17 protein-coding genes are annotated in these 21,296 nt (G+C 71.6%); 3 read left to right on the top strand and 14 right to left on the bottom strand.

Going from position 1 to position 21,296, the window contains the following annotated elements; translation table 11 throughout:
- Together VFO68_RS33245 and VFO68_RS33240 are read right to left on the bottom strand one after the other, a co-directional pair.
- Positions 1-3,234, bottom strand: a 3,234-nt coding sequence (locus VFO68_RS33245) for a hypothetical protein (protein WP_325162401.1), incomplete at its 3' end; no start/stop codon positions are given.
- 124 nt (positions 3,235-3,358) lie between these two features.
- On the bottom strand, positions 3,359-3,901 hold the full coding sequence (locus VFO68_RS33240; protein ID WP_325162400.1) for a hypothetical protein: 543 nt from the start codon (positions 3,899-3,901) through the stop codon (positions 3,359-3,361).
- A 258-nt stretch (positions 3,902-4,159) separates the two neighbouring features.
- Here VFO68_RS33240 and VFO68_RS33235 point away from each other — a divergent pair, with 258 nt between their 5' ends.
- Both VFO68_RS33235 and VFO68_RS33230 read left to right on the top strand, forming a co-directional pair.
- The gene (locus tag VFO68_RS33235) at positions 4,160-5,380 is read left to right on the top strand and encodes a nucleotide disphospho-sugar-binding domain-containing protein (RefSeq protein ID WP_325162399.1); all 1,221 of its coding nucleotides are present in this window, start codon (positions 4,160-4,162) and stop codon (positions 5,378-5,380) included.
- Between the two features lie 8 nt (positions 5,381-5,388).
- Positions 5,389-6,594, top strand: coding sequence for a nucleotide disphospho-sugar-binding domain-containing protein (locus tag VFO68_RS33230; RefSeq protein WP_325162398.1), 1,206 nt, complete (start codon positions 5,389-5,391; stop codon positions 6,592-6,594).
- Between the two features lie 4 nt (positions 6,595-6,598).
- On the opposite strand, the gene VFO68_RS33225 is transcribed toward VFO68_RS33230, so the two are convergent.
- Entirely contained in the window at positions 6,599-7,495 is an 897-nt protein-coding gene (locus VFO68_RS33225; RefSeq protein WP_325162397.1) for an NAD(P)-dependent oxidoreductase, read from the bottom strand.
- Positions 7,492-8,592 carry an FAD-dependent oxidoreductase gene (locus VFO68_RS33220; RefSeq protein ID WP_325162396.1) on the bottom strand — a complete coding sequence of 367 codons (1,101 nt, stop codon included), beginning with the start codon at positions 8,590-8,592 and terminating at the stop codon, positions 7,492-7,494. Before VFO68_RS33220 ends, VFO68_RS33225 begins: the two co-directional genes overlap by 4 nt.
- A gap of 130 nt (positions 8,593-8,722) precedes the next feature.
- Between VFO68_RS33220 and VFO68_RS33215 the strand changes: the two genes are divergently transcribed.
- Entirely contained in the window at positions 8,723-9,448 is a 726-nt protein-coding gene (locus VFO68_RS33215) for a class I SAM-dependent methyltransferase (protein ID WP_325162395.1), read from the top strand.
- Here the strand turns inward: VFO68_RS33215 and VFO68_RS33210 are convergent, their stop codons facing one another.
- The 10 genes from VFO68_RS33210 to VFO68_RS33165 form a co-directional block, all read right to left on the bottom strand.
- Positions 9,449-10,594 (bottom strand): hypothetical protein, encoded by a 1,146-nt coding sequence (locus VFO68_RS33210; protein WP_325162394.1) that lies wholly within the window; start codon positions 10,592-10,594, stop codon positions 9,449-9,451. It lies immediately after the preceding gene.
- Between the two features lie 9 nt (positions 10,595-10,603).
- Positions 10,604-12,577 (bottom strand): NAD-dependent epimerase/dehydratase family protein, encoded by a 1,974-nt coding sequence (locus VFO68_RS33205; protein ID WP_325162393.1) that lies wholly within the window; start codon positions 12,575-12,577, stop codon positions 10,604-10,606.
- A 20-nt stretch (positions 12,578-12,597) separates the two neighbouring features.
- Complete coding sequence (locus VFO68_RS33200; protein WP_325162392.1) at positions 12,598-13,326, bottom strand: glycosyltransferase family 25 protein; 729 nt, start codon at positions 13,324-13,326, stop codon at positions 12,598-12,600.
- A gap of 9 nt (positions 13,327-13,335) precedes the next feature.
- Complete coding sequence (locus tag VFO68_RS33195) at positions 13,336-14,547, bottom strand: class I SAM-dependent methyltransferase (RefSeq protein WP_325162391.1); 1,212 nt, start codon at positions 14,545-14,547, stop codon at positions 13,336-13,338.
- A 13-nt stretch (positions 14,548-14,560) separates the two neighbouring features.
- Positions 14,561-16,024, bottom strand: a complete 1,464-nt coding sequence (locus VFO68_RS33190; RefSeq protein WP_325162390.1) for an NDP-hexose 2,3-dehydratase family protein — start codon at positions 16,022-16,024, stop codon at positions 14,561-14,563.
- Positions 16,021-16,632 carry a dTDP-4-dehydrorhamnose 3,5-epimerase gene (locus VFO68_RS33185; protein ID WP_325162403.1) on the bottom strand — a complete coding sequence of 204 codons (612 nt, stop codon included), beginning with the start codon at positions 16,630-16,632 and terminating at the stop codon, positions 16,021-16,023. Before VFO68_RS33185 ends, VFO68_RS33190 begins: the two co-directional genes overlap by 4 nt.
- Before the next feature lie 23 nt (positions 16,633-16,655).
- Positions 16,656-17,765, bottom strand: coding sequence for a DegT/DnrJ/EryC1/StrS family aminotransferase (locus tag VFO68_RS33180; protein ID WP_325162389.1), 1,110 nt, complete (start codon positions 17,763-17,765; stop codon positions 16,656-16,658).
- Positions 17,766-17,832: 67 nt separating this feature from the next.
- Positions 17,833-19,302, bottom strand: a complete 1,470-nt coding sequence (locus VFO68_RS33175; RefSeq protein WP_325162388.1) for a hypothetical protein — start codon at positions 19,300-19,302, stop codon at positions 17,833-17,835.
- Positions 19,303-19,447: 145 nt separating this feature from the next.
- The gene (locus VFO68_RS33170; protein WP_325162387.1) at positions 19,448-20,659 is read right to left on the bottom strand and encodes a helix-turn-helix transcriptional regulator; all 1,212 of its coding nucleotides are present in this window, start codon (positions 20,657-20,659) and stop codon (positions 19,448-19,450) included.
- Positions 20,660-20,689: 30 nt separating this feature from the next.
- Entirely contained in the window at positions 20,690-21,295 is a 606-nt protein-coding gene (locus VFO68_RS33165; protein ID WP_325162386.1) for a hypothetical protein, read from the bottom strand.
- Position 21,296: the final 1 nt, after the last annotated feature.

The raw sequence follows: 21,296 nt of genomic DNA, 5'->3' as shown, positions 1-21,296 counted from the left end.
CCCCCCACCGACCAGGTTGGTGGTACGGATGTCGACGATGGTTCCGCTGCGGACCTGGTTGCCGGTGCGCGGGTCGTGGTACGTCGAGCCGCGCGGCTCGATGATGTGCGCGCCGAACAGGCCGTGCGCCCACGACTCGATACCGTTGACGTGGTCGTGCCAGAACACCGTGCCGCTGTCCACATCGGAGTACCAGCGGTACTGGGTGAACTCGACCGACACCGGGTCACCGGTGGCGTGCGCGGAGCCCAGCGCCCGGTCGAAGGTCAGCCGGGTGCCGCGGATCTCGGTGATCCGCCGGATCTCGATGTTCGCCTTGCCGCTGCCGACGGCGACGAAGATGCCGACCCGGAGGCGGTCCACATTGGACACGTTGACCTGGGTGGCGTTGGCCGGCGAGGAGGCCGTCATCTGCCGGTCCTCGAGCGTGTTCGGGTAGACCGACTGCTCGAAGGACAGGCCGGTGATGACCCCGTCCGAGCTCTGCGGGTCGAACTGCACGAAGTGCGTGTGCATGTTCACCTTGGGCTGGATCTCGGGGTCCAACTCGCTGGTCAGCGTGATGGCCACGCAGTCACCGACGTTCGATCTGATCGCCAGCGGATCCGGTGCGCGCCTGCCGCTCTCCGCGTCCTCGAGCACCCGGTCCTTGTCCTCGTTGAGGACGTAGACCATGCCGTTGGGATCGCGTTCCCGCAACGTCTCCTGGACCGGAACGCTGATCCCGGTGACGTTGTACGTCCGCACCGGGGCATTGCTCGGACACAGTCCGTCCGGTCTGGTCGAGGACGTGGTGTCGCCCAGGTAGGCGGTGCCGGTGTGGCCCGACGGGGCGAACGGCGGCCGCATACCGAGGTGCGGTTTCAACATCGGGAAGGCGGGCCGCCCGTTGTTGGGGTTGAACAGGATCTGTGGCCGCTCGCCGGGTGTCGGCGACTCGTAGTCCGGCCACACGGTCTCGTCCTCGGGTTCACCGAAGTACAGCGGTGAAGCCGAGCTACCTCCTCGCTGCCAGTCCCATACGGTGGCGTCGGTGCTGTCCAGCCGCACGCCCCGTGGTGGAATCTGCCGCTCCACCAGGTCTTCCACCGCGGTCTGGGTGTTCGGGTTGGTCAGGTTCGCCCGGGCCACGACGGTTCGGCCCTCGATGGTCCGGCCGATCAGACCCTGCGAGTTGACCGCGGAAGGAGGTGCGGCCCGGCCGGGCAGCACGGCGAGATCCCGCTGTCTGGTGTCGAAGACCCGCCAGAAGCTCCACATGCCCGCGATGTAGTGGTGGGCGATGTGGCAGTGGAACAGGAAGTCACCGACCGCCTGCTGGCAACCACCCGCCCCACACTCGTGGCGCAGGTCGTAGCCCTCGTTCGGGCCGATGGTCTGCGAGTCCAGCATGACCGACGACGCGTTGTTCGGCGGGTTCTTCTGCAGCCCGCCCGCGGAGTTGTCGGCCACCGCGTTGGGGTTCATCGGCCACCGGTCACCGCCACCGTGCAGGTGGTGAACGTGCAGCTGCTCGAACCCGGCGTGCACCAACCGGGTCTTGGTCGGCTCACCGACGTACGAACGCGGCCGCGGCGTCGCCGGGTCGCCGTTCATGTACGAGCCGTAGACCAGCGACTCGGCGGCGTCCAGTGTGGACTCGTCCTGCAGGCCGAGGAAGGTCTGCAGTTCCAGGCGCCGGAAGAACGGCTCGCTGCGGTAGTTCATCGCCCGGCTACCGGGTCGGTAGCTGTTGGTGTTGTAACCGCAGTTGTCCGGGCCGCCCTCGTCGCGCATGGGCAGCGGTGAGCCGAACTCGTCCGGCGGCCCGAAGCAGTCCAGGTCGCCGTCGGACTCCCTCGGCGGCCGGCGCAGCGAGAACTGCTCGTCGCCGATCTCGTGGTACATGATGGTGAACTCGCGGAAGGCGTTCCCGCTTCCCGGCCGGATGATCGCCGCGAAGCTGTTGAACCGCCGGTCGTTCGTCCGGTCCGCACCGGTGTCCGGGTCCAGCCAGGTCGACCCGGCCGGCTCGGCCACCAGCGTGCCGAACAGGCCGTGCGCGGTCAGCTGGGCCGAGTCGCCACCGCTGCGGAAGACCCGCGCGCCCTCGCCCATCAGCGGGTCGAGGAAGTAGCGGTAGCTGTAGGTCCCGCCCGGCGGCACCATCACGTTCGCCGGGTTGTTGCCGACCGCCTGGCCACCGGCGCCGGCCGCGGCGTCGTAGGCGACGCCGGCCATGTCGATGGACACCGACGGCACCCCACCGGGCTGCGTGTACACCGGCAGGTCACCGAAACCCGGGCCGCCGCGCGGTGGGCTGGTGAGCCGGTTGGTGAGGTTGATCTGCACACACTCACCCAGCCGGGCCCGCAGCACGAGTGGCTGGATCGGGTCCTGGCCGAGGCCGGAGGTGACCTTGGCGCCACTGCCGTCCGAGCCCTCGGCCCCGTTCTCCTGCAGCGCCGCCTCCTGGGCCCGCACCTCGTTCAGCTTCTCGGCCTGGACGAACATGAAGCCGAACGGGTCGTGGTCGCCGAACCGGTCGACGGTGATGTCGATGTTGATGGCGAGCACGTTGTAGGTGCGGGTGGGCGCGGTGAGGCAGCCACCGGTGGACGCTGCCTGCGCGGCCGGGGCGGTAGCGGCCGTGAAGGCCACCGGCGCGAGGAACATGCCGGCGATCAGCGCGGGTACCAGGGTCACGGCCGTCGCCACGAACGCCGGGTGGTGCCGGCGGCGCAGGCCGAGCCCCTCGCTCACGGTGCCCACGACGGACAGGGTCAGCAGGGTGGCGAGGAGCACCACCGGCTGGGCCGCGACCGCGTTCCACAGGCCGTGGCTGGTCCATCCGGCGATGTCCATGCCGGCCGCCTGGTGCGCGGCGTGTGCCTCGCCCCCGGCGACACCGATCATCGTGTGCAGCGGGGTCAGGGCCGCGGCCAGCGGCGTGAACAGCGGCACGAACAGCAGCGACATCAGTGCCGCCACGGTCACCCGGGCTCCCGGGCCGGTGCCCCGCACGCCCACCGCGGCCGCCGTCCGGCTACCCAGCCAGACGGCGGCCGCGGCGACCGGAACGATCAGCATGGCGTCCAGCAGGGCGCCGAGCAGATGGCCGGAACCGCCGGGCGACAGGATCTCGCCGGCGTGCCGGGACAGCGTCACCGCGACCGCGATCACGACGGCCAGCGCGACGCCGCCGTCCTGTCCCGGCGGCCCGGCTCCCGGTACCGCCGGATCTTTGTCCGGCATTAATGAATAATGGCGGCGACCGGATCTGCCGCCGCCGTGACGGGACCAGAACATCGGTTTCCCCTTTCCACCGCGGCAGCCGTGCCGCGGTGCGTCACACAAAATCCCCTAGTGGGTTCTGAGCCTATGGGTTGTGTTGGTGTCCCGGTTCGGCCCCATTAAGCGGGACGAATAGCCTGGTTGAACCATCGCCGTGCGACCATTCGATCCACGTGGCGGAATCGGCCACATCGGCCGGCGGCAGGTCGAAGTAGAGCACCCCGCTAATGACGTTGCGCCCAGCCAGCCGGGGCAGTTCGCCGAACGTGTGCGAGTGCGGGGTCCAGCTCTTGCCGTCCTTGGCCGAGTGCAGCGTGAACTCCTCGCCGGCCCGTAGCTGCCGGGTGCCGGCCGTGGTGTTGGCCACCGTGAGCTTGACCGCGATTCGCTGATCTCCCTGGTCCGGCATGCCGGGCATCATCGCGGGCGGCATCTGGTAGCCGGGCGCGTTGCCCGACATGTCGTGATCCATCTCGACCCAGCCCGCCGTGGTGACCTCCGCGGACAGCCCGTCCAGCGTGCCCACCCGGGTGACCTCGGTCGCCCCGGTCTCGGCGAACAGCCGGGTGATCCCGAATGCCGTGACGGCCATTGCCGCCAGTAAGACGATGACGATCCTGGTGCGCACCAGCGACATCGGAACCTACCCTCGATATCTGTGCCGCAAGGAACCAGCCGGCCGATAGAATGTCGACAACAGAATATTTCACGAACGTGATCATGGAGAAATAGCCAGAACCACCTAGGGACGCAATAATGCCAGGAAAGCCACCTAGGTAAGCCGATTCAATTGCGACACAAAGCCTGGTACCTAGTGGCGAACTCCTGGTGCACTAGGTAAAACCCACGATGCCGGGCGGCCGACCAGGGCGTTTACCTTTGGGCCGTGCGCATCCTGTTCACCGTCTTCGGGAGCCGGCCGCACCTCTACCCGCTCGTGCCGCTCGCCTGGGCCTTCCGCGCGGCCGGTCACGAGGTTCGCATGACCAGCACGCCGGTGTGGGCGGCCGACCTGGCCTACACCGGTCTGCCGGTGATCACCGTTGGCGGGTCCCCGCGGGTCCCGGCGGCCATGCGCGACGAGCTCGCCACGGCGATGTTCACCCAGGAGCCGTGGCCGGTGGACTGGGCGGCCGACGTCGGCGCCCTCGGCCCGCAACGGCTGGCGTACCTGGACCTCGCCGGCCGGTACCTGGCCGCCGCGGCCGAGGCGATGCTCGACGAGCTGGTCGCCTTCGGCCAGGACTGGAACCCGCATGCGGTGGTCTACGACTCGTTCAGCTATGCCGGCCCGGCCGCCGCCGCGGCGCTCGGCGTGCCGGCGATCCGGCACCTGTCCGGCACGGACTCCGCGCAGCGGCTCGAGCTCGCCCAGCCCGGCCCGGGGCCGCTGCCGGAGTATGCCGCGCTGTTCGAACGCTTCGGGGTGCCGGTCCGGACCGAACCGTGGTCCGCTGTGGATCCGACGCCGCCGAGCATGCGGGTGACGGCACCCGACGGGCTGCTGAACATGCGGTACGTGCCCTACAACGGGCCGGGAACCGAGCCGGACGGGCTGATCGGGCCGCGGTCCCGGCCCCGGGTGTGCGTCACCTGGGGCCACACCATCTCCGCGGCCGTCGGCGCCGAGGGGATCCTTCCGTTCGGTCAGGCCGTCGACGCCATCACCGCGCTGGGCATGGACTGTCTCGTCGCGGCGCCGGAGGCCGACCTCGACCGGCTCGGCCCGTGGCCGGACTCCGTGCGGGCGCTCGCCTCGGTGCCGCTGAACGTGGTGCTGCCGCACTGCGACGCGATCGTGCACCAGGGCGGCGACGGCACCGCGCTGACCGCGGCGGTGGCGGCCATCCCGCAGTTGGTGGTCACCGCGAGCCCGGAGGCCGACATGTGCGGCGGCCGGCTGGCCGCGACCGGGGCCGGCATCCACCTGCGCCACCCGCAACTGCGGCGCGACCCGGCCGGGCCCGCGGTGATCCGGGACGCCATCCACGCGCTGCTGACCGAGCCGGGACACGCCGCGGCCGCCCACGGTCTGGCCGCCGAGATCGCCCGGCAACCGGCGCCCACGGAGGTGGTGGCCACGCTCACCAACCTCCTCGACACCTAGGAGCCGGGGTGCGGGTGCTCTTCGCGGTCGCCGGCGGCCCGTCCCACCTCTACCCGCTGATCCCGCTCGCCCGGGCGCTGCGGCAGGCCGGGCACCAGGTCTGCCTCGCCGGACCGCCGCGCGCCACGGAGACCATGCGGGACACCGGACTGTCCACCGTGTCCGTCGGGACCGGACCGAGGCTCTCGGCGCAGGCCCGGGCGGACCTGGTCGACACCGCGTACGGCCAGCCGCCCTGGCCGGCCGACTGGCCGGCGCATCCGGACACCCTGACCCCCGCGCAGGCGCGGCTGCTGGAGGTGCTGGGCCGGTACACGGTCGCCGCCGCCGAGGCGGTCGCCGACGGCCTGGTGGAGTTCGCCCGCCGCTGGCGCCCGGACCTGATCATCCACGACACCCTGGCGCTGTCCGCCGCGATCGCCGCCACCGTGGTCGGCGTGCCGCACCTGCGGTACACGCACGGCACCCAGGACGCCTTCCTGGTCGAGTACCGGCTCGACGGCCGGCCGCTGCCGGGTCTGGCCGGGCTGTTCGAGCGCTTCGGGCTCGAACCGCCGCCGCGGCCCGGGAACTACCTGGACACCGTCCCGCCGAGCATGTTCATCGGCGCGGAGCGGCCGGCCATCGCCATGCGCTACGTGCCGTACAACGGGCCGGGCGCGGCGCCCGGCGGGCTGACCGGTCGCCGCCGGCCCCGGGTCTGCCTCACCTGGGGGCTGGTCGTCCCCGGCGCGCTGGGCCCGGCCGCGACGGATCCGTACCGGGCGGCCATCGCGGCGATCACCCGCACCGGCGTCGAGGTGCTGGCGCTGGTCAGCCCGGAGCGGCTGGCCGCGCTGGGCACCGCACCGCCCGGGGCGCGCTACCTCGCCGGCACCCCGCTGCGGCTGGTGCTGCCGCACTGTGACGCGATCGTCCACCACGGCGGCGAAGGCAGTGCGATGACCGCCGCCTGCCTGGCCGTGCCCCAGCTCACGATCACCCGGGAGCCGCTGGACGACCAGTGCGGCGGCCGGCTCGCCGGCACCGGCGCGGCGATCCACCTCAGACACCAGCACGTGCGGGCCGACCCCACCCGCATCGCGCGGGCCGTCGAGCAACTGCTGTCCGAACCCGGCTACACCGCGCGTGCCCGGGCGCTGCGGGACGACGTCGACCGGCAACCGGCCCCGAGCGAGGTGGTCGCCACCCTCGCCGGCCGGCCCGGAACATGACCGGCTAGCGGGCGGCCGCGGCCATGTCGTGCAGCGACTGGCGCAGCGGGGTGCTCGGGCGCCAGGCGAGCAGGTGGGCGGCGCGGGTGATGTCGGCCAGGATCCAGTCGCCGCCGAGGCTGGGGACCTGGGCGTAGCGCAGGTTCACGCGGTGCGGCGGGATGCCGGCCTCGCTGAAGAAGATCCGGGCCAACTCGGCGATCTCGACGGTGCGGCCGCTGCCGATGTTGATCGCTTGGCCGGCGATGTCCACCTCGGACGCCGCGACGACGGCGTCAGCGACGTCGCGGACGTCGACGAAGTCCCGGCGCGCGGCCGCGACGGTGACCGACGGCCTGCGGGTGCGCAGCAGATCGACCAGCTTGCCCGGAAAGCTGGCCGGCGACGGCTCCGGTCCGCACACGTTGACCAGCCGGAGCACCACCGCGTCGACCGAGGTCGCGGCCAGCACCGCCCGCGAGCCGGCGAGCTTGGCCCGGGCGTAGTCGTTGACCGGCCGGGGCGGGTGCGTCTCGGCCACGGCGGTGCCGGGCGCGATCGGGCCGTACTCGTGGACGGTGCCCAGGTGGATCAGCCGAACCGGGTGCGCCGTGGCGGCGACGGCGGCCAGCAGACGCTCCACCATCCGCGCGTTGGTCCGCTCGTGCTCCTCGGCGGAGCGCTGCCAGCCGTCGGTCGTGTTGGTCGAGTCGACGGCGTTGACCACCACGTCGGCCCGCTCCGCGCGCAACAGCCCGGCGATGGCGGCGGTGGGAGCGCCGGCCAGGTCCAGCCCGCGGAAACCCGGACCGGACGCGGTCGGGTTCCGGGCGACCGCGACCACGCGTTCGCCCCGCCGCGCGAAGGCGGCACACACGTGGCGGCCCACCCACCCGGTGCCCCCCAGCACGACGACGGTCACCGGCGCACCCCGGCCAGTGCCGGCCCGTGCGCCTCGAACAGGCAGGTCACCTTGCCGCCCAACAGGACGTGGTAGTTGGGGGTGCCGGCGAAGTCGAGCAACGGGGTGACCCGGCTGGTCGTCTCGTTGGTCTCGGTGTCGATGAAGGCGGCCCGGGTGCCGATCACGTGGCCCAGGTAGACCGACCGGCGCAGCGGCGGCAGGTACTCGGAGCACTCGCGCATCGCCTCGGCGTGGGTCTTGTCGATCTGACGCTCGTCGACCCGCTCCGACAACGCCACGGTGTCGCTCTGCTCCATCCGGCGAAACGCCGCCGCGGCGAGCAGGTGGCCGCCGCGCGCGATGGACGGCAGCGCCGAGGCGAACCGGCCCCGGATCACGGTGATCCCGGCTCTGGCCAACTCCGCCGGCAGTCGCAACAGGAAGTGCAGGAACACCTCGCACCGGATCGGCACCCGGGGTAATCGGGACCGGTCGTGCAGCGGGTTGATGCCGGCGAAGGCGACGTTGTAGACGGTCGCGGCGGACAGCACCGATCCGTCCGCCAGCAGCACCGCGTGTGAGCCGTCGTCCTGCGGGACGACCCGCGTCACCGCGGCGGACAACCGGACCCGCACACCGGTGGCGGCCAGCCGGTCGCGCATGATCGCCGCCAGGCGCACGGGGTTGAACGTCTGCTCGGCCGACCGGTAGGCCGCGACGACGTCGCCGCCGAAGTAGTTCCGGGCCGCGCGCGGCGCCGGCCGCAGCGGCAGTTCGAGTGCCGAGCAGAACTGCTCATAGGCATCCGGACCGATCTCCGAGTCCCGGTGCACCCCGAAATAGCCGACGACGTCGCGGTCGATCGCGTCCCGAAAATGTTCACCGAAGGTAGCCGCATTGCGAGCGCATTCCGCGGCCAGCTCGACATCGGCGCTGTACATGTAACCCCGGTGCAGCTGACCCTGGTTCGAGCTGGCCGCCCGGGTGAACAGCGACCGCTCCTTCTCAAGCACGACAACGGACATCGCCGGGAACCGGGCCGCAATCTGGTAGGCGATGAAACAACCGTAGAACCCGCCACCGATAATGACGACGTCATGCCTGGGCTTCGACATAATCCTCCCCGAGGCTTATATCGCACGGTACGGCGAGGCCGGCGACACCGGGAATGAGAGGTTTCCCCTAGGAGCATTCCGAATACCTAGGCGAATAGCGTTTCGGTATTACTGAGCAGACAATGGTGCTGTGGAGGAAACCTATGGCAGGGCGCTCGCGGAGGTCTACGACCAAGTCTATGCCGCCGGGCGGGGCAAGGACTACGCCGCCGAGTCCGCCGCCCTCGCCGAGTTGGTCGACGCCCGGCACCCGCGCGCGACCAGCCTGCTCGATGTCGCCTGCGGCACCGGGGAGCACCTGCGCCATCTGCGCGGGCGGTTCGCCGAGGTCGAGGGTCTGGAACTGTCCGAACCCATGCGCGCCAAGGCGGTCGCCAAGCTGCCCGGGGTCGTCGTGCATGCCGGTGACATGCGCTGCTTCGCCCTGCGCCGCAGGTTCGACGTCGTGGCCTGCCTGTTCAGCTCGATCGGCTACACCCGGTCGGTCGCGGAGTTGCACGCGGCGGTCCGGGCCATGGCCGGGCACGTCGAACCGGGCGGACTGCTGGTCATCGACCCCTGGTTCCACCCGGACGGCTGGCAGGGCGGAGCGCTGGACCACACGGTGGCCGTCGCGGCGGGCCGCACCGTGCTGCGGCTGGCCCGCTCCGCCCGGGACGGTCGCACCTCCCGGGTGGAGTACCACTATCTCGTCGGCGACGCCACGGGGATCACGTCGTTCACCGACCTGCACGAGATGACCCTGTTCACCGCCGAGGAGTACACCACGGCGATCAGCGCGGCCGGCTGCGCGCGGATCGAGTTCGTTCCCGGCTGGGCCAGCGGACGCGGCCGGATCGTCGCCGTCCGGAGGTGATCAGAACGTGGCCAGCGCCGGGTCGCCGGGCAGCAGCATGTGGGCCCGGCTGACGTTGGCCTTGGCGATGTTGTCCCGGTACCGCCGCACGGCCTGCTCGTAGCCGAACCCGGGATCCAGCAACAGCTTCGCGGCCTCGACGATCTCCGGGATCTTCGCGTCGAGGTGCTCCGGCCGCATGCTCGGGACCTTGACCGGCGTGTCCTGCGGGTAGCTGTGCGCGCGGTAGGGGTAGCCCGGATCGTCCGGCAGCACGGGGTAGAACGGCACGCCGTTGAAGAAGTACTCCGGCCAGTCTCCCCCGGAGATCGTCAGCCACGGGGTGCCCACGCACAGGGCCAGGGCGGCGAACCCGGTCCGCGGTGCGATGACCAGGTCGCAGCTTTCCATCAGCGCCACCTGGTTCCAGAAGCCGATGTCGTAGCAGTCCACGAGGTCCGGCCCGCTGCCCAGGACGGCGGCGACGTCGGCGTCGGTGTACCCGGCCGTCCGGGTCTGACCGTCCCGGGGCTGGCGCAGCCCGGTGAGGTAGAACCGGGGATCGCCCAGCCCGTCCCGCAGCGCCCGCAGGATCGCGATCCACGACGACACGTCCGGATACCACTGGTAGGAGAAGGAACCGCCGAGCAGGACGCAGATCCGCGGACCGGCGTGGGTGCGCCGGGCGGCGAGGCGCCGGGCGCTTTCCGGGACCGACAGGCGCACCCAGGTTCCCGGCCGGTAGGCCAACCCGCCGGGCAGCCGCATGGCCGGGCTGAGCGCGCCGCGCCCGGACCGGGCCGACAGGACGCCTGCGGTGAGCCGGTAGTAGCGGCGCAGCGCGACCGCCTCCGGGTCGAGCCGGGCCGGGTCGACGTGGTCGGTCTCGTGCACGATCGTGAGATCGTCGACGATGTAGTCCCATTCCCGTGGCAGGTCGCCGAGGGCCGACAGGTCGTCGGACTCCTCCAGGGCCGTCAGGTTGATGGGGTGGATCCGGGCGATCCAGGGACAACCCTCGGCGATCTCCGGAACGCAGCGGTCCGACAGCGCCAGGTGCACCTCCGTCCCCGGGTTCGCCTCCGCCAGGCCCCGGGTGTACCGCAGCGCCTCCACCGAATGTCCCACGAACGCCCGGCACAGATAGCTGAGCAGGATCGACCTCATCGAAACCCCTTACACCAGGCCGGCCCAGGCCGCCCAGTCCGCGACCTGCGCCAGCCCCCGCGCGACGTCCACCTCCGGCCGGAAGCCCAGCCCGGCGATCCGGCCGGTGCGCACCACCATCCGGCTGTCGTACAGCGCCTGGTCGTCGGCCGGAACCTGGCTACGGTCGTAGCGCGACGGCGGCGCGATCCCCAGCAGCCGGCGGTGCGCGTCGTAGAACTCGCCCCACGGCACCGTGTCCGGGCCGGAGACCAGCAGCCGCTGGCGGTCCACGCCGGGCGCGGTGGCGGCGAACCGGACCGCCTCGGCCAGGTCGTGCACGTGCAGCGCGTTGCAGACGCCGGTGTCCGGACCGGTCGGCAGGGTCTCGTTGGCGGTGGTGAGATCCTCCTCCAGGACGGACACCGTCCACGTGGGACCCCACGGTCCGTACACGATCGTCGGTTGCAGGCAGACCACCTCCAGGCCGCCGGCCATCGACAGGACCAGGTTCTCCGCCGCGAGTTTCTGCTGCCGGTACGACCCGGGGCTGCCGGCTGCCACCGCCGCCCTCGGGCAGTCCTCGTCGAGGAAGTCCCGGCCGGCGGTGTCGTAGACCTCCACCGTGCTGAGGTGCACGACCCGGCGCACCCCGGCGTCGAGCGCGGCGCCGAGCACCGCGGCCGTCCCGTCGACCGTGACCGACCACAGTTCGGCAGCGTCTCCCCTGGTGCCCACCACGGTGTGCACCACGACGTCGCAGTCCCGGAAGATCTCCTTGAGCGCGGCCCGGTCGCGGATGTCGGCGCGGGCGTGCCGCACCCGGGCGGGGTCGAGATGGGACAGCCGGGCCAGCTTGCGCAGATCGCGCACCACGGCCACCACCGGACCGTCCGCGGCCATGCGCTCGACCACGTGCGCGCCGATGAACCCGGACGCGCCGGTCACCGCGACCCGGGCGGGCGCCGGACGACCCGGGCGCGGGCGCGAGTCCTGCCACGGCCGGGGCAGCCGGGCCGCCGGCACCGACCGGCAGGACTGGAGCAGCCCGGCCACGGCCGCGCCGTCGTCGAAGGTCGCCAGCGCGGTGGGCTTTCCGTCGATGGCCCGGCGGAACTCGGCGAGCTGCAGGGCGAACAGCCGGTCCCAGGTGCCGGCGGCGCCGGGCAGCACCGGTATCGGCCCGGCCGCGCGAACCGCCCCGGACTCGTCGTGCTCGACGTAGCCGGCGTCGTCGACGTCGATCTCGACGGACAGGCTGCCGCGCGGGCCTTCCAGGACGATCCGGTCGGCGAGCTGGCGCAGCCGGCTCAACTCCACCTCCGCCATGACCTCGCCGTAGAACAACCGGACCTGTGCCTCGCTGTCGCACCCGCCGTCGCCGTTGGTCGCCACCCGTACCACCCGCCCCGCGCCGAACCAGTGGCCGAGCAGGTCGAAGACGTGGGGTCCCACGTCGGCGAGCACGCCGCCGCCCGCCGACGCCGGGGCGAACATCGAGGCGCCCGCCACCCCCCAGTCGTACGGCCCGCCCTCGGCCCACCGGACCCGGAGCACCGGCCCGATCCGCCGTTCGTCCACAATGGACTTGATCCAGGGGGCGAGCGGGAACAGCCGGCGCACGTGCCCGGGAACCACCACGGCGCCGCCGACCGCGGCCGCGGTCCCGATCCGTTCGGCCTGGGCCCGGTCCAGCGCCATCGGTTTCTCCACCAGGGTGTGCTTGCCGGCGCGCAGCAGCGTCGCGGCGAGCTCCGCGTGCGTGCCGCTGGCCGAGGCGACGATCGCCGCGTCGACGTGCGGCAGCACCGCGGCGAGATCGTCGGTGACGAGCAGGTCAGCCCCCGGGTCCCCGGTCAGCTCCCGGTACCGCTCGACGGCCGCGGCGGCGTGCTCGCGCACCGTGTCCACCAGCGCCACCAACCGGAACGCCGGGTGGTCCCGCAGCGCGGGCAGGTGCAGCTTGCGGCTCGCGCCGCCACAACCGACGATCGCCAACCGCATGGTCCGCTCCTTCGGGAAGGTCATGACCCGACCACCGGGGTCCAGTAGACGTCGCTGTCACCGCGGGGCGGGTCGCCCACGATGACCGGATCGAAGGCCAGGGCGCGCAGCCGGGGCGGGTAGTGCGCACGCAGGTCCGGCCGGGGATGATCCAGGTACATGCACGGCAGGAACTCGTCGGCCGGGATGACGGCCCGGTCCAGTCCGGCGTCCAGCAGCGCCGGCAGCGCGTTGCGGCGCAACAGGTATCCGTGCGTGCCGTAGCTCAGGCCGGGGCGCACGAACCCGGGGGCGGCCGGGGTGTCCTCGGCCGGCTCGTAGTGGATCCGGCCCAGGTAGAGCAGATCGAACGCGGGACCGGCGGCCAGCAGGCGCAGCCCGGCGAGCAGCCGGTCCAGAAAGTCCGGCGCCAGCACCGCGTCGTCCTCGAGCACCACCACGTACGGCTCGGCGCCGGTGCGCAGGGCGTGCCGCCAGGCGGCCAGGTGGTGCAGTGTGCAGCCGATCTCGCCGAGCTTGAGCGACCGGCACCAGTCCTCGTCGTCCGAGTCGATCCGCCAGGGGTAGAGGCCGACGCCGGCCGCGTCGATGGCCGCCCGGTCCAGCCGCAGCCCGTCGAACGGACCGTCCCAGTCGGTGGTGAACACGACCGGCAGATCCGGCGGGAGCATCCGGCTGATCCGCTCGCGCCGGTCGGCCCGGCGCGGCAGGTTCAGCACGTAGCAGCGGAGGTCCGCGACGTCGACCACGGTAGCGCCTCAGTCCGCCCGGACCGTTGGCACGTAACGGATCCACCGGCCGCCCCGGCGGGAGAACTCGCGCTCGTTGGCCATGATCTCGGCGGCATGGTTCCAGGCGAACAGCAGCGCGTAGTCGGGCGGGCCGGCGGCGAAGGTTTCGTGCGGCCGCACCGGGATGTGCGCGCCGGGAGACAGCCTGCCCTGTTTGGCCGGGGTGGTGTCGCAGATGTAGGACACCAGGTCCGGTCCGATACCGCAGAAGTTGGTGACCGTGGCGCTCTTGGCGGTGGCGCCGTACCCGGCGACGGTGTGCCCCTGCGCCCGCAGCCGGGTGAGCAGGCCGGTCAGGTCGTCGCGGATCCGTTCCACGCCGGTCCGGAACTGCTTGAGGGTGACCTCCTCGGTGATCCGCGCGGCCGACTCCGCCGCGAGCAGGTCCGCCACCGCCGCCGACGGTTCGCGGGCGCCGGCCCGCATCAGCGTGTAGCGCACCTCGCCGCCGTGCACCGGCAACCGTTCCACGTCGACCAGCCGCAGGCCGTGCCGGCCGGCGAGGGCGGCGACCGACCGGGCCGTGAAGAAGTAGAAGTGCTCGTCGTAGATCTGGTCGAACGAGGTCTGCGCCAGGATGTCGGCGAAGTACGGATCCTCGAACACGAACATGCCGTCCGGAGCCAGCAGTTCCGCCACTCCGAACAGCACGGAGTCCACGTACGGTATGTGGCACAGGGTGTTCGCGGCGAAGATGACCTGTGCGGGGCCGTCCGTGGCGCGGATGTCGGCGGCGACGTCGGCATCGAAGAAGTCCCCGCGCACCCGCACACCGCGTTGCGCCGCCACGGCGGCGACCGCGCCGGACGGTTCGATGCCGACATGCCGGCGGCCGGCCTCGGCGACCACGTGCAGCATCGCCCCGTCGTTGCAGCCCACCTCGACGATCAGCCCGTCCGGGCCCGCGTGGTCCAGGAACCGGTGCGCGGTGCGCTCGAAATGCGCCCGCATGACCGCCGAGCCGGACGAGTAGTAGGGGTATCCCGCGTGGAACATCAGCTCCCGGGGCACCTCCTCGATGAGCTGCACCATCGTGCACGCCGAGCACATCCCGACCGCCAGCCGGAAGAAGAACTCCTCGCTCACCTCGTCCGGCAGCCGGAAGGCATCCGACAGCGGTTGCGCGCCGAAGTCGGCGAACTCGCTCACCGGGCCCGCGCAGATACGGCAGACCGACATGTGACCCCGCCTCTCACCCGGTTCGGGTGTCCGGCAGGCCGGCGACCATGGCGTGCAGGCACGCGATCATGGTGCGGGCCTGGATGTTGACATAGTGACTGTGCCGCAACAGCTCGCTGAGCTGGCGGACGGTGAGCCAGCGGAAGTCGCCCGGCACGGTGCGCGGGTCGATGTCGGTTTCCACGATGCGGTAGGAGTTGCGCGCATGGTGGAACCGGCCGCCCTCTTCGGAGAGCACGCTGGCGAACCGGGTCCGCCCCGGCCCGGCCCCCAGCACCTCGTCGAGGTAGGGCGGCCGGGCAGCCGGTGGCAGGCAGACGTAGTTCTGCGGCGTGCACTGCACGGTCGGCGCCAACTCGATCACGTCAACGAACCCCGGCTCCACCCGGGCCCGCACCAGGATGTGCAGCACGCCGCCGATGTCCTGAACCAGAAACGCGACGACCCCGGTGCCGTGCGGCGCGAACATCGGCTGGCTCCAGCGCGCGACCTCCCGGCCGCCCGCGGCCACCTCCACCCCGACCACGTCGAAGAACAACCCGCTGTCGTGCCGGATCCGGGCCGCTTCCCGGTGCCAGCCCCGGATCGCGTCGAGCGCGACGATGGTGGTGCTGATCTCGGTGCGGGTGCGCAGGTCGGTGATCCAGCTCAGGATCTCGCCCATGGGATGCAGTCCGGGCGCGTCCGCGGCACACGAGCGGACCAGCGCGGCGCGCAGGCGATCGCCGGCCGGCCGGTACACCGCCGCCAGGTCCGTGCCGGGGAACGGCAGACAGGACAGCACGGTCCGGGCGTCCATGTTGACCACGTCGTCGACCGCGAGCAGCCGGTGCACCTCCCCCAGCGTCATCCAGCGGAAGCCGTCCAGCACCTCGATCCGGTCCCGGATCTCCACCACCATGTTGCGGTTGCGCTTGCGGTGGAACCACGATCCCTGCTCGGACTGGCGCACGTCGGCGAGCACCGTGGACCGGCCGGTGTCCACGAAGTACTCCAGGTACGGCACCGCGCGGCCGCCGTGCACCCGGGTGTAGTTGCTCCGGGTGGCCTGAACGGTCGGGGAAAGCTGCAGCCCGTTGGCGTTGCCGGGTTCGATCTTGGCCTGCATGAGGCAGTGCAGGACGCCGTCCAGTTCCGTGACGATGATGCCGAGGATGCCGATCTCCGGTTGCAGGATGATCGGCTGTTCCCACCGCGGCACCGGTCCGTCCGGGATCTCGACCGACAGGCCGGCGATCGTGAAGAACCTGCCGCTGCGGTGCCGGATGTTGCCGGTGTCCGGGTCGATGTGCCAGTCCCGCAACCCGTCCAGCCCGATCCGCCGCACCTCCGCATGGGAATGCCGCTGGCATTCGGTGAACCACCGGCGAAACGCCGCCAGTTCGGCCGGCCACGGCCCGGCCGGACGCATGGACCGCGCGATCCGGCCGGGCGTGCCCGAGTCATGGTCGGCCAGCAGTTCGGGGTGGGTCGTCATGGACTGCTCAGTGCGATGTCGGGCCACAACGCCTGGCAGGTGGCGTAGTCCGGCAGCAGGCCGGCGGCCTGCGCCTGCGCCAGGGTCGGCGCGACACTGTCCCGGTTGGACACGGTCGGGATGACGTCGACCGGCAGCGGCAGCCCGAGGGCCGGATCGAACGCCTGCACCGCCAGCTCGTTGCGCGGGTCGTAGGCGGCGGACATGAGGTAGCTCATGATCGTGTGATCGGCGCGGGCGACGAAGGCGTGCCCGACGCCGACCGGCAGGTACACCGCCCGGGGTTGCGCGGCGTCGAGCACCACGCTGTCCCACCGGCCGAACGTGGGGGATCCGGTCCGCAGGTCCACCACGATGTCCAGGGCCTGCCCGTGCGGCACGTAGACGTACTTGGCGCAGCCCGGCGGAGTTGCGGTGAAGTGCACGCCGCGCACCACGCCGCGGCGGGAGGTGCTGTAGCTCACCTGCGCGGCGGGAAACGCCGGCAGTCCGGCCGCCTGCCGGAAGGCGGGTTGCTGCATGGGTGAGACGAACGACCCGCGGCCGTCGGTGAACACCTCCGGGGTGAACACGACGGCACCGGCCACGGCCAGTTCCTCGGGCCGCATCACCTTCACCACCTTCCGGCCGGCTACAGCTCGGCGAGGACCTTGAGCAGGGCCTCGATCACCTGGTCCTGGGTCTGGCCCGGCAGCGAGGGATACATCGGTAGCGAGAAGATCTCGCCGGCCAGCGCCTCGGTCACCGGCAGGGAACCCGGGGCGTAGCCGAGCTTGGCGAACCCGGTCATCGTGTGGACCGGCCACGGGTAGCTGATGTTGAGCGTGATGTCGAACCGCTTCATCGCCGCGATGATGTCGTCGCGGCGATGATGGCGGACGACGTAGAGGTAGTAGACGTGGTCGTTTCCGTCCACTGTGGCCGGCAGGGCGAGGTCGGTGCCGGCCAGCGCCTCGGCATAACGCGCCGCCACCGCGCGCCGGGCGGCGATGTAGCCGTCCAGCCGGCGCAGCTTGCGCCGCAGGATCTCCGCCTGCACCTCGTCCAGCCGGCAGTTGTGCCCCGGAGTGGTCACCACGTAGTAGCGCTCCGCCATGCCGTAGTAGCGCAGCCGGCGCAGCGTCTCGGCCACCTCGTCGTTCGGCGTGATCGTGGCGCCGCCGTCGCCGTAGCCGCCGAGCACCTTGGTCGGGTAGAAGGAGAAACCCGCGGCGTCGCCCAGGGTTCCGGCCAGCCGGCCATGGTGCCGGGCGCCGTGCGACTGCGCGCAGTCCTCCAGGATCACCAGGTCGTGCCGGGCCGCGAGATGGTGCAGCGGAGCCATGTCGACGCACTGCCCGTAGAGGTGCACCGGAAGCAGGCAGCGGGTGCGCGGCGTGATCGCGGCGGCGACCGCGGCGGTGTCCATCAGGTAGTGGTCGGGGTCGACATCCACGAAAACCGGTGTGGCGCCGACGCTGTCGATGGCCACCACGGTCGGCGCCGCCGTGTTCGAGACGGTGATCACCTCGTCGCCCGGGCCGATGCCCAGCGCCTGCAGGCCGAGCTTGAGCGCGTTGGTGCCGTTGTCCACCCCGACGCAGTGCGCGATGCCGTGGTAGGCCGCGTACTCCGCCTCGAAACCACGCACGCTCTCGCCCAGGACCAACCGGCCCGAACGGAACACGGTCTCGACCGCGTCCATGATGTCGTCGCGCTCGTTTTCGAACTCCAGCAGGTAGTTCCACACGAGGGTGGTCATACTGACACTCTCTGCGCCTCGACCGGCGGCCGGTATTGCCAGATCTGCCTAGGAAGCGGCGGATCACCTAAGGGAGGGCGGCGACCGGCAGCCGTTCGGCGATGACCACCTTGATGCGCTCGGCGCATTCCCGGTAGGCGGCCGCCGGTTTTCCGTGTGGTTCCGGCAGGTCTCCCGCGGGATCGAGGCGCATGGTCTTACCGGCGGCGTCCGCCGCGATGCGCAGCACCGCGTCGCACTGCGCCGATGTCATGCAGTAGATGGTCGCCGCGTCGGCGACCTGCGCGGCGGTCAACCGGCGGGACCTGTGCCCGTTGCTGGGGATCCCGGATTCCCGAAGCGCGGCAACGGCTTCGTCGGCCATCGGAGAGCCCGCACGGGCCGAGACCCCGGCACTGGCCACCCGGTACCGGCCGCCCACGGTGTGCCGCGCGATCGCCTCGGCCATGGCCGACCGGCAGGTGTTGCCGCCGCAGACGAACAGCAGCAGCGGGCGCGGGGCGCGCCGCAGCGCCGCGCGTAGCGCGGGCCAGCTCAGTGCGAGGATCGCGAGGAACACGAACCCGGTCGCCAGCAGTTGCCCGGTGCCGGGCAGGGCGATGCCGGTCAACGCGCTCAGCCCGAAGGACGCGACCAGCCCGGAGAACAGGCTCGCGCACCGGTTGGCCGGTACGCACCAGGTGTACTCCCGGGGGTCGAGGTAGATCAGCGTGCCGTACACGTACAGCGCGGAGTAGAGCAGCCCGATGCCCAGTGCCGGCAGTACGGCGGGGGTGAGCAGGAACGTGGTGAACCCCTCGCGCAGCGCGGCGGACACCTGGCCGAGCGGCATCAGCGCCAGCACCGCGCACAGCACGACCTGCCACACCGCGGAGGTGACCGACTCCTCGGCGAAGTAGCGCCGGTCGGTCAGCTCGTCGCTGGTCTTCGCCACCCGGCTCATGATCCGGAACCGGCCGATGTAGCCGGTGAAGTAGATCGCCAGGCTGACCAGCGCACCCGCGGTCAGCACGTAGCTGTTGACGTCGGCCAGCGCGGTGGTCACCGCGCACAGGCTGAAGCCCAGCGCCACCCAGGAGTAGACCCGGACCCGGCGGCGGCGCACGGTGTCCACGATGGGCGAGAGGATCAGCACCCCGCCGCGCATCATCAGCAGCATGAACAGGATCGACACGCCGGCGAAGGTGTAGTTCAGCGTGGTCGTGGCGATCACCAGCGCCATGAAGAACCCGGCGATCAGCATGGTGTTGCTGGGCGCCCGGCGCCGCCCGCGCCGCCCGAGGTAGCGCCACCAGCCGGTGGCCGCGAGGAACACCGACGAGCCGACCAGCGTGCCGATCGCGGCGGCCGGCAGCAGCACCAGCCCGCCGAGGTGCTTGTCCATACCCGGCAGCAGCCCGGCGGACAGCGCCTTGGTCAGCGCCGCGTAGGGGGTGTACCAGAAGAAGTAGCCGAACGCGAGGCCCAGCATCCCGCCGGCGAGCCACCAGTACTTTGTGGACGGTAGCGGGTCATCCCGCACGACAGCAGCCGACATCGCGTGCTCCCAATGGTTTCGCGCCTGTTCCCCGGAGATCCGTCTTCTCAGCAAAGCGCGCTACCCACCGGTAACTACCACCTGGGGTGGTGGAACCCCCTGCCACGGGCTGTGTCACCCTGGCGGGCGTGGCTCCCCTGAGGGTTTAACGAAAAATGCCGATCCGGTCGGCGAGCGGGCGTAGTTCGGCGCGGGTCAGGGAGTTCTCCCGGCGCAGCAGTTCGCGCACCATGGCACGGACCTCGACGTTGAAGCGAAGCTCCTCCGCCGACTCCCGCTCGGCCCGCAGCAGCATGTGCACCGCGGCCACATCCTCGGTGCGGATGCTGTACGCGCGCGCGAGCTCGACATAGTAGGAGAACCGCCGCTCGACGCTCGGCAGCGCGGTGACGTCGTAGCGCTGGGCCAACCGGATCGCCTCGCCGGGCTTGGACAGCTCCACGGCGAGCCACACCCGGTAGATGCCCACGTTGGTCGGCCCGAACACGGTGCGGAAGTCGTTGCGGTCGCCCAGCTTCGCCGCGACCGAGTCGGCCAGGTCGAGTGCGGCCACCGCGGACGGCTCGTCGCCGAGCCGGGCGAACTGCATGGCGCGCAACAGGTGCAGCGCGCCGAAGATGCTGCTCCGCGCCGGACAGTCGGCCGACAGCTTCGGTTCGAGGTCGGCCGCGGCGTCCCGGGCCAGTTCGAGCACGACCTCGGTATGACCCTGCTCGGCCAGGATCATTCCGACATTCCACGCCGAAGCCGCGCGGTAGTCCAGATCGTCGGCCTTGATCGCGGCCGCCATGGCCCGGTCCGCGGCCAGTAGCGACACGTCGTGCGCGCCGACCCGGCTGGTGAACGCCCGGGTCAGGAAGTACAGCATGGACGCGGTGCGCAGCAGCCGGTCCCGGTCCGGGCCCTCGGCGACCAGCGGGATGGTCGCGCGCACCTCGGTGATCAGGCCGTGCAGCATGGTGCCGATCTGGGTGAACGGCCGCCGTTCCTGCCAGATGTCCCAGGCGCTCTCCACCGCCGCGGCCAGCCTGGCCACGTCGGGTTCGTCCGGCAGCCGCGGGTCGAAGGAGATCATGGCGGCCCGGATGGCCGGCACGGTTTCGTGCTCGATCGGCTCCTCGGGCAGCTCACCGACCGGCAGTCCGGTCAGCTTGTACAGGTCCCGCACGCGCAGGATCCGGGCGATCTCGATCCAGTCGGAGAACGCGGCCACCTGCCGCTCGCCGGACTCCCACTTGCGCCAGGCCGAGACGGTGCACCCCTTGAGCTGGGCGCACTGTTCCTGGGTCAGCCCGGCACGCCTGCGGTAGAGCCGGATCCGGTCCCCCGGCGGCAGTCCCGACGCGACAGCGGTCACGGCCTCACCTCGTCAGCTCGCGCCTGGTGATCAGCGGCGCCGCGCCCAACCCAACCGGCCCAGCTCACCGGCCGGTGCGGTGTCCAGCAGACGGAAGCCACCCGTATCTAGTATCAGTTCTAGTTCGCGGGGCAGGAAGAACCGGATCGCGTGCGACTCCTCGACCCGGTCCAGCACCCGCGCGGAGTCCAGCCGCCACACCTGCGCCGCCACCCGGTAGATCCCCTCGTCGACGTCCACCGTGCCCCGGACACACCGCACCACCCGGATGTTCCCGTCGACGTCCGGGGTGAACTGTCCGCTCGGCGCGTGCCGCAGCACGGCGGAGCCGTCCAGGATGTCGAACAGCAGCAGACCCCCGGGCCGCAGGGCGCGATGCGCGGCCCGAAGCCGGTCTCGCAGCGCCTCGTCGCTCCGCTGCCGGCCCACCACCAGGCCCAGCATGAGCGCGACGTCGAAGGTTCGCGCCGGGGTTTCCTCCGGCCCGGCCGCGACGACCTCGTATCCCGCGGCGACCAGCGGCTGTGCGTGCCCGCCGTCGCCCAGGTCGAGTACGGACGACACCGGGCCGGCCTCGGCGAGGATCGCCACCAGCTCGTCCACTTCCGACACGTCGGCGAACATCCTGGGTTCCACG

Origin of the sequence: Actinophytocola sp., assembly GCF_035712165.1 — a bacterium.
Taxonomy (GTDB): domain Bacteria; phylum Actinomycetota; class Actinomycetes; order Mycobacteriales; family Pseudonocardiaceae; genus DASYTH01.
This window is presented reverse-complemented; position numbering and strand designations above follow the sequence as displayed.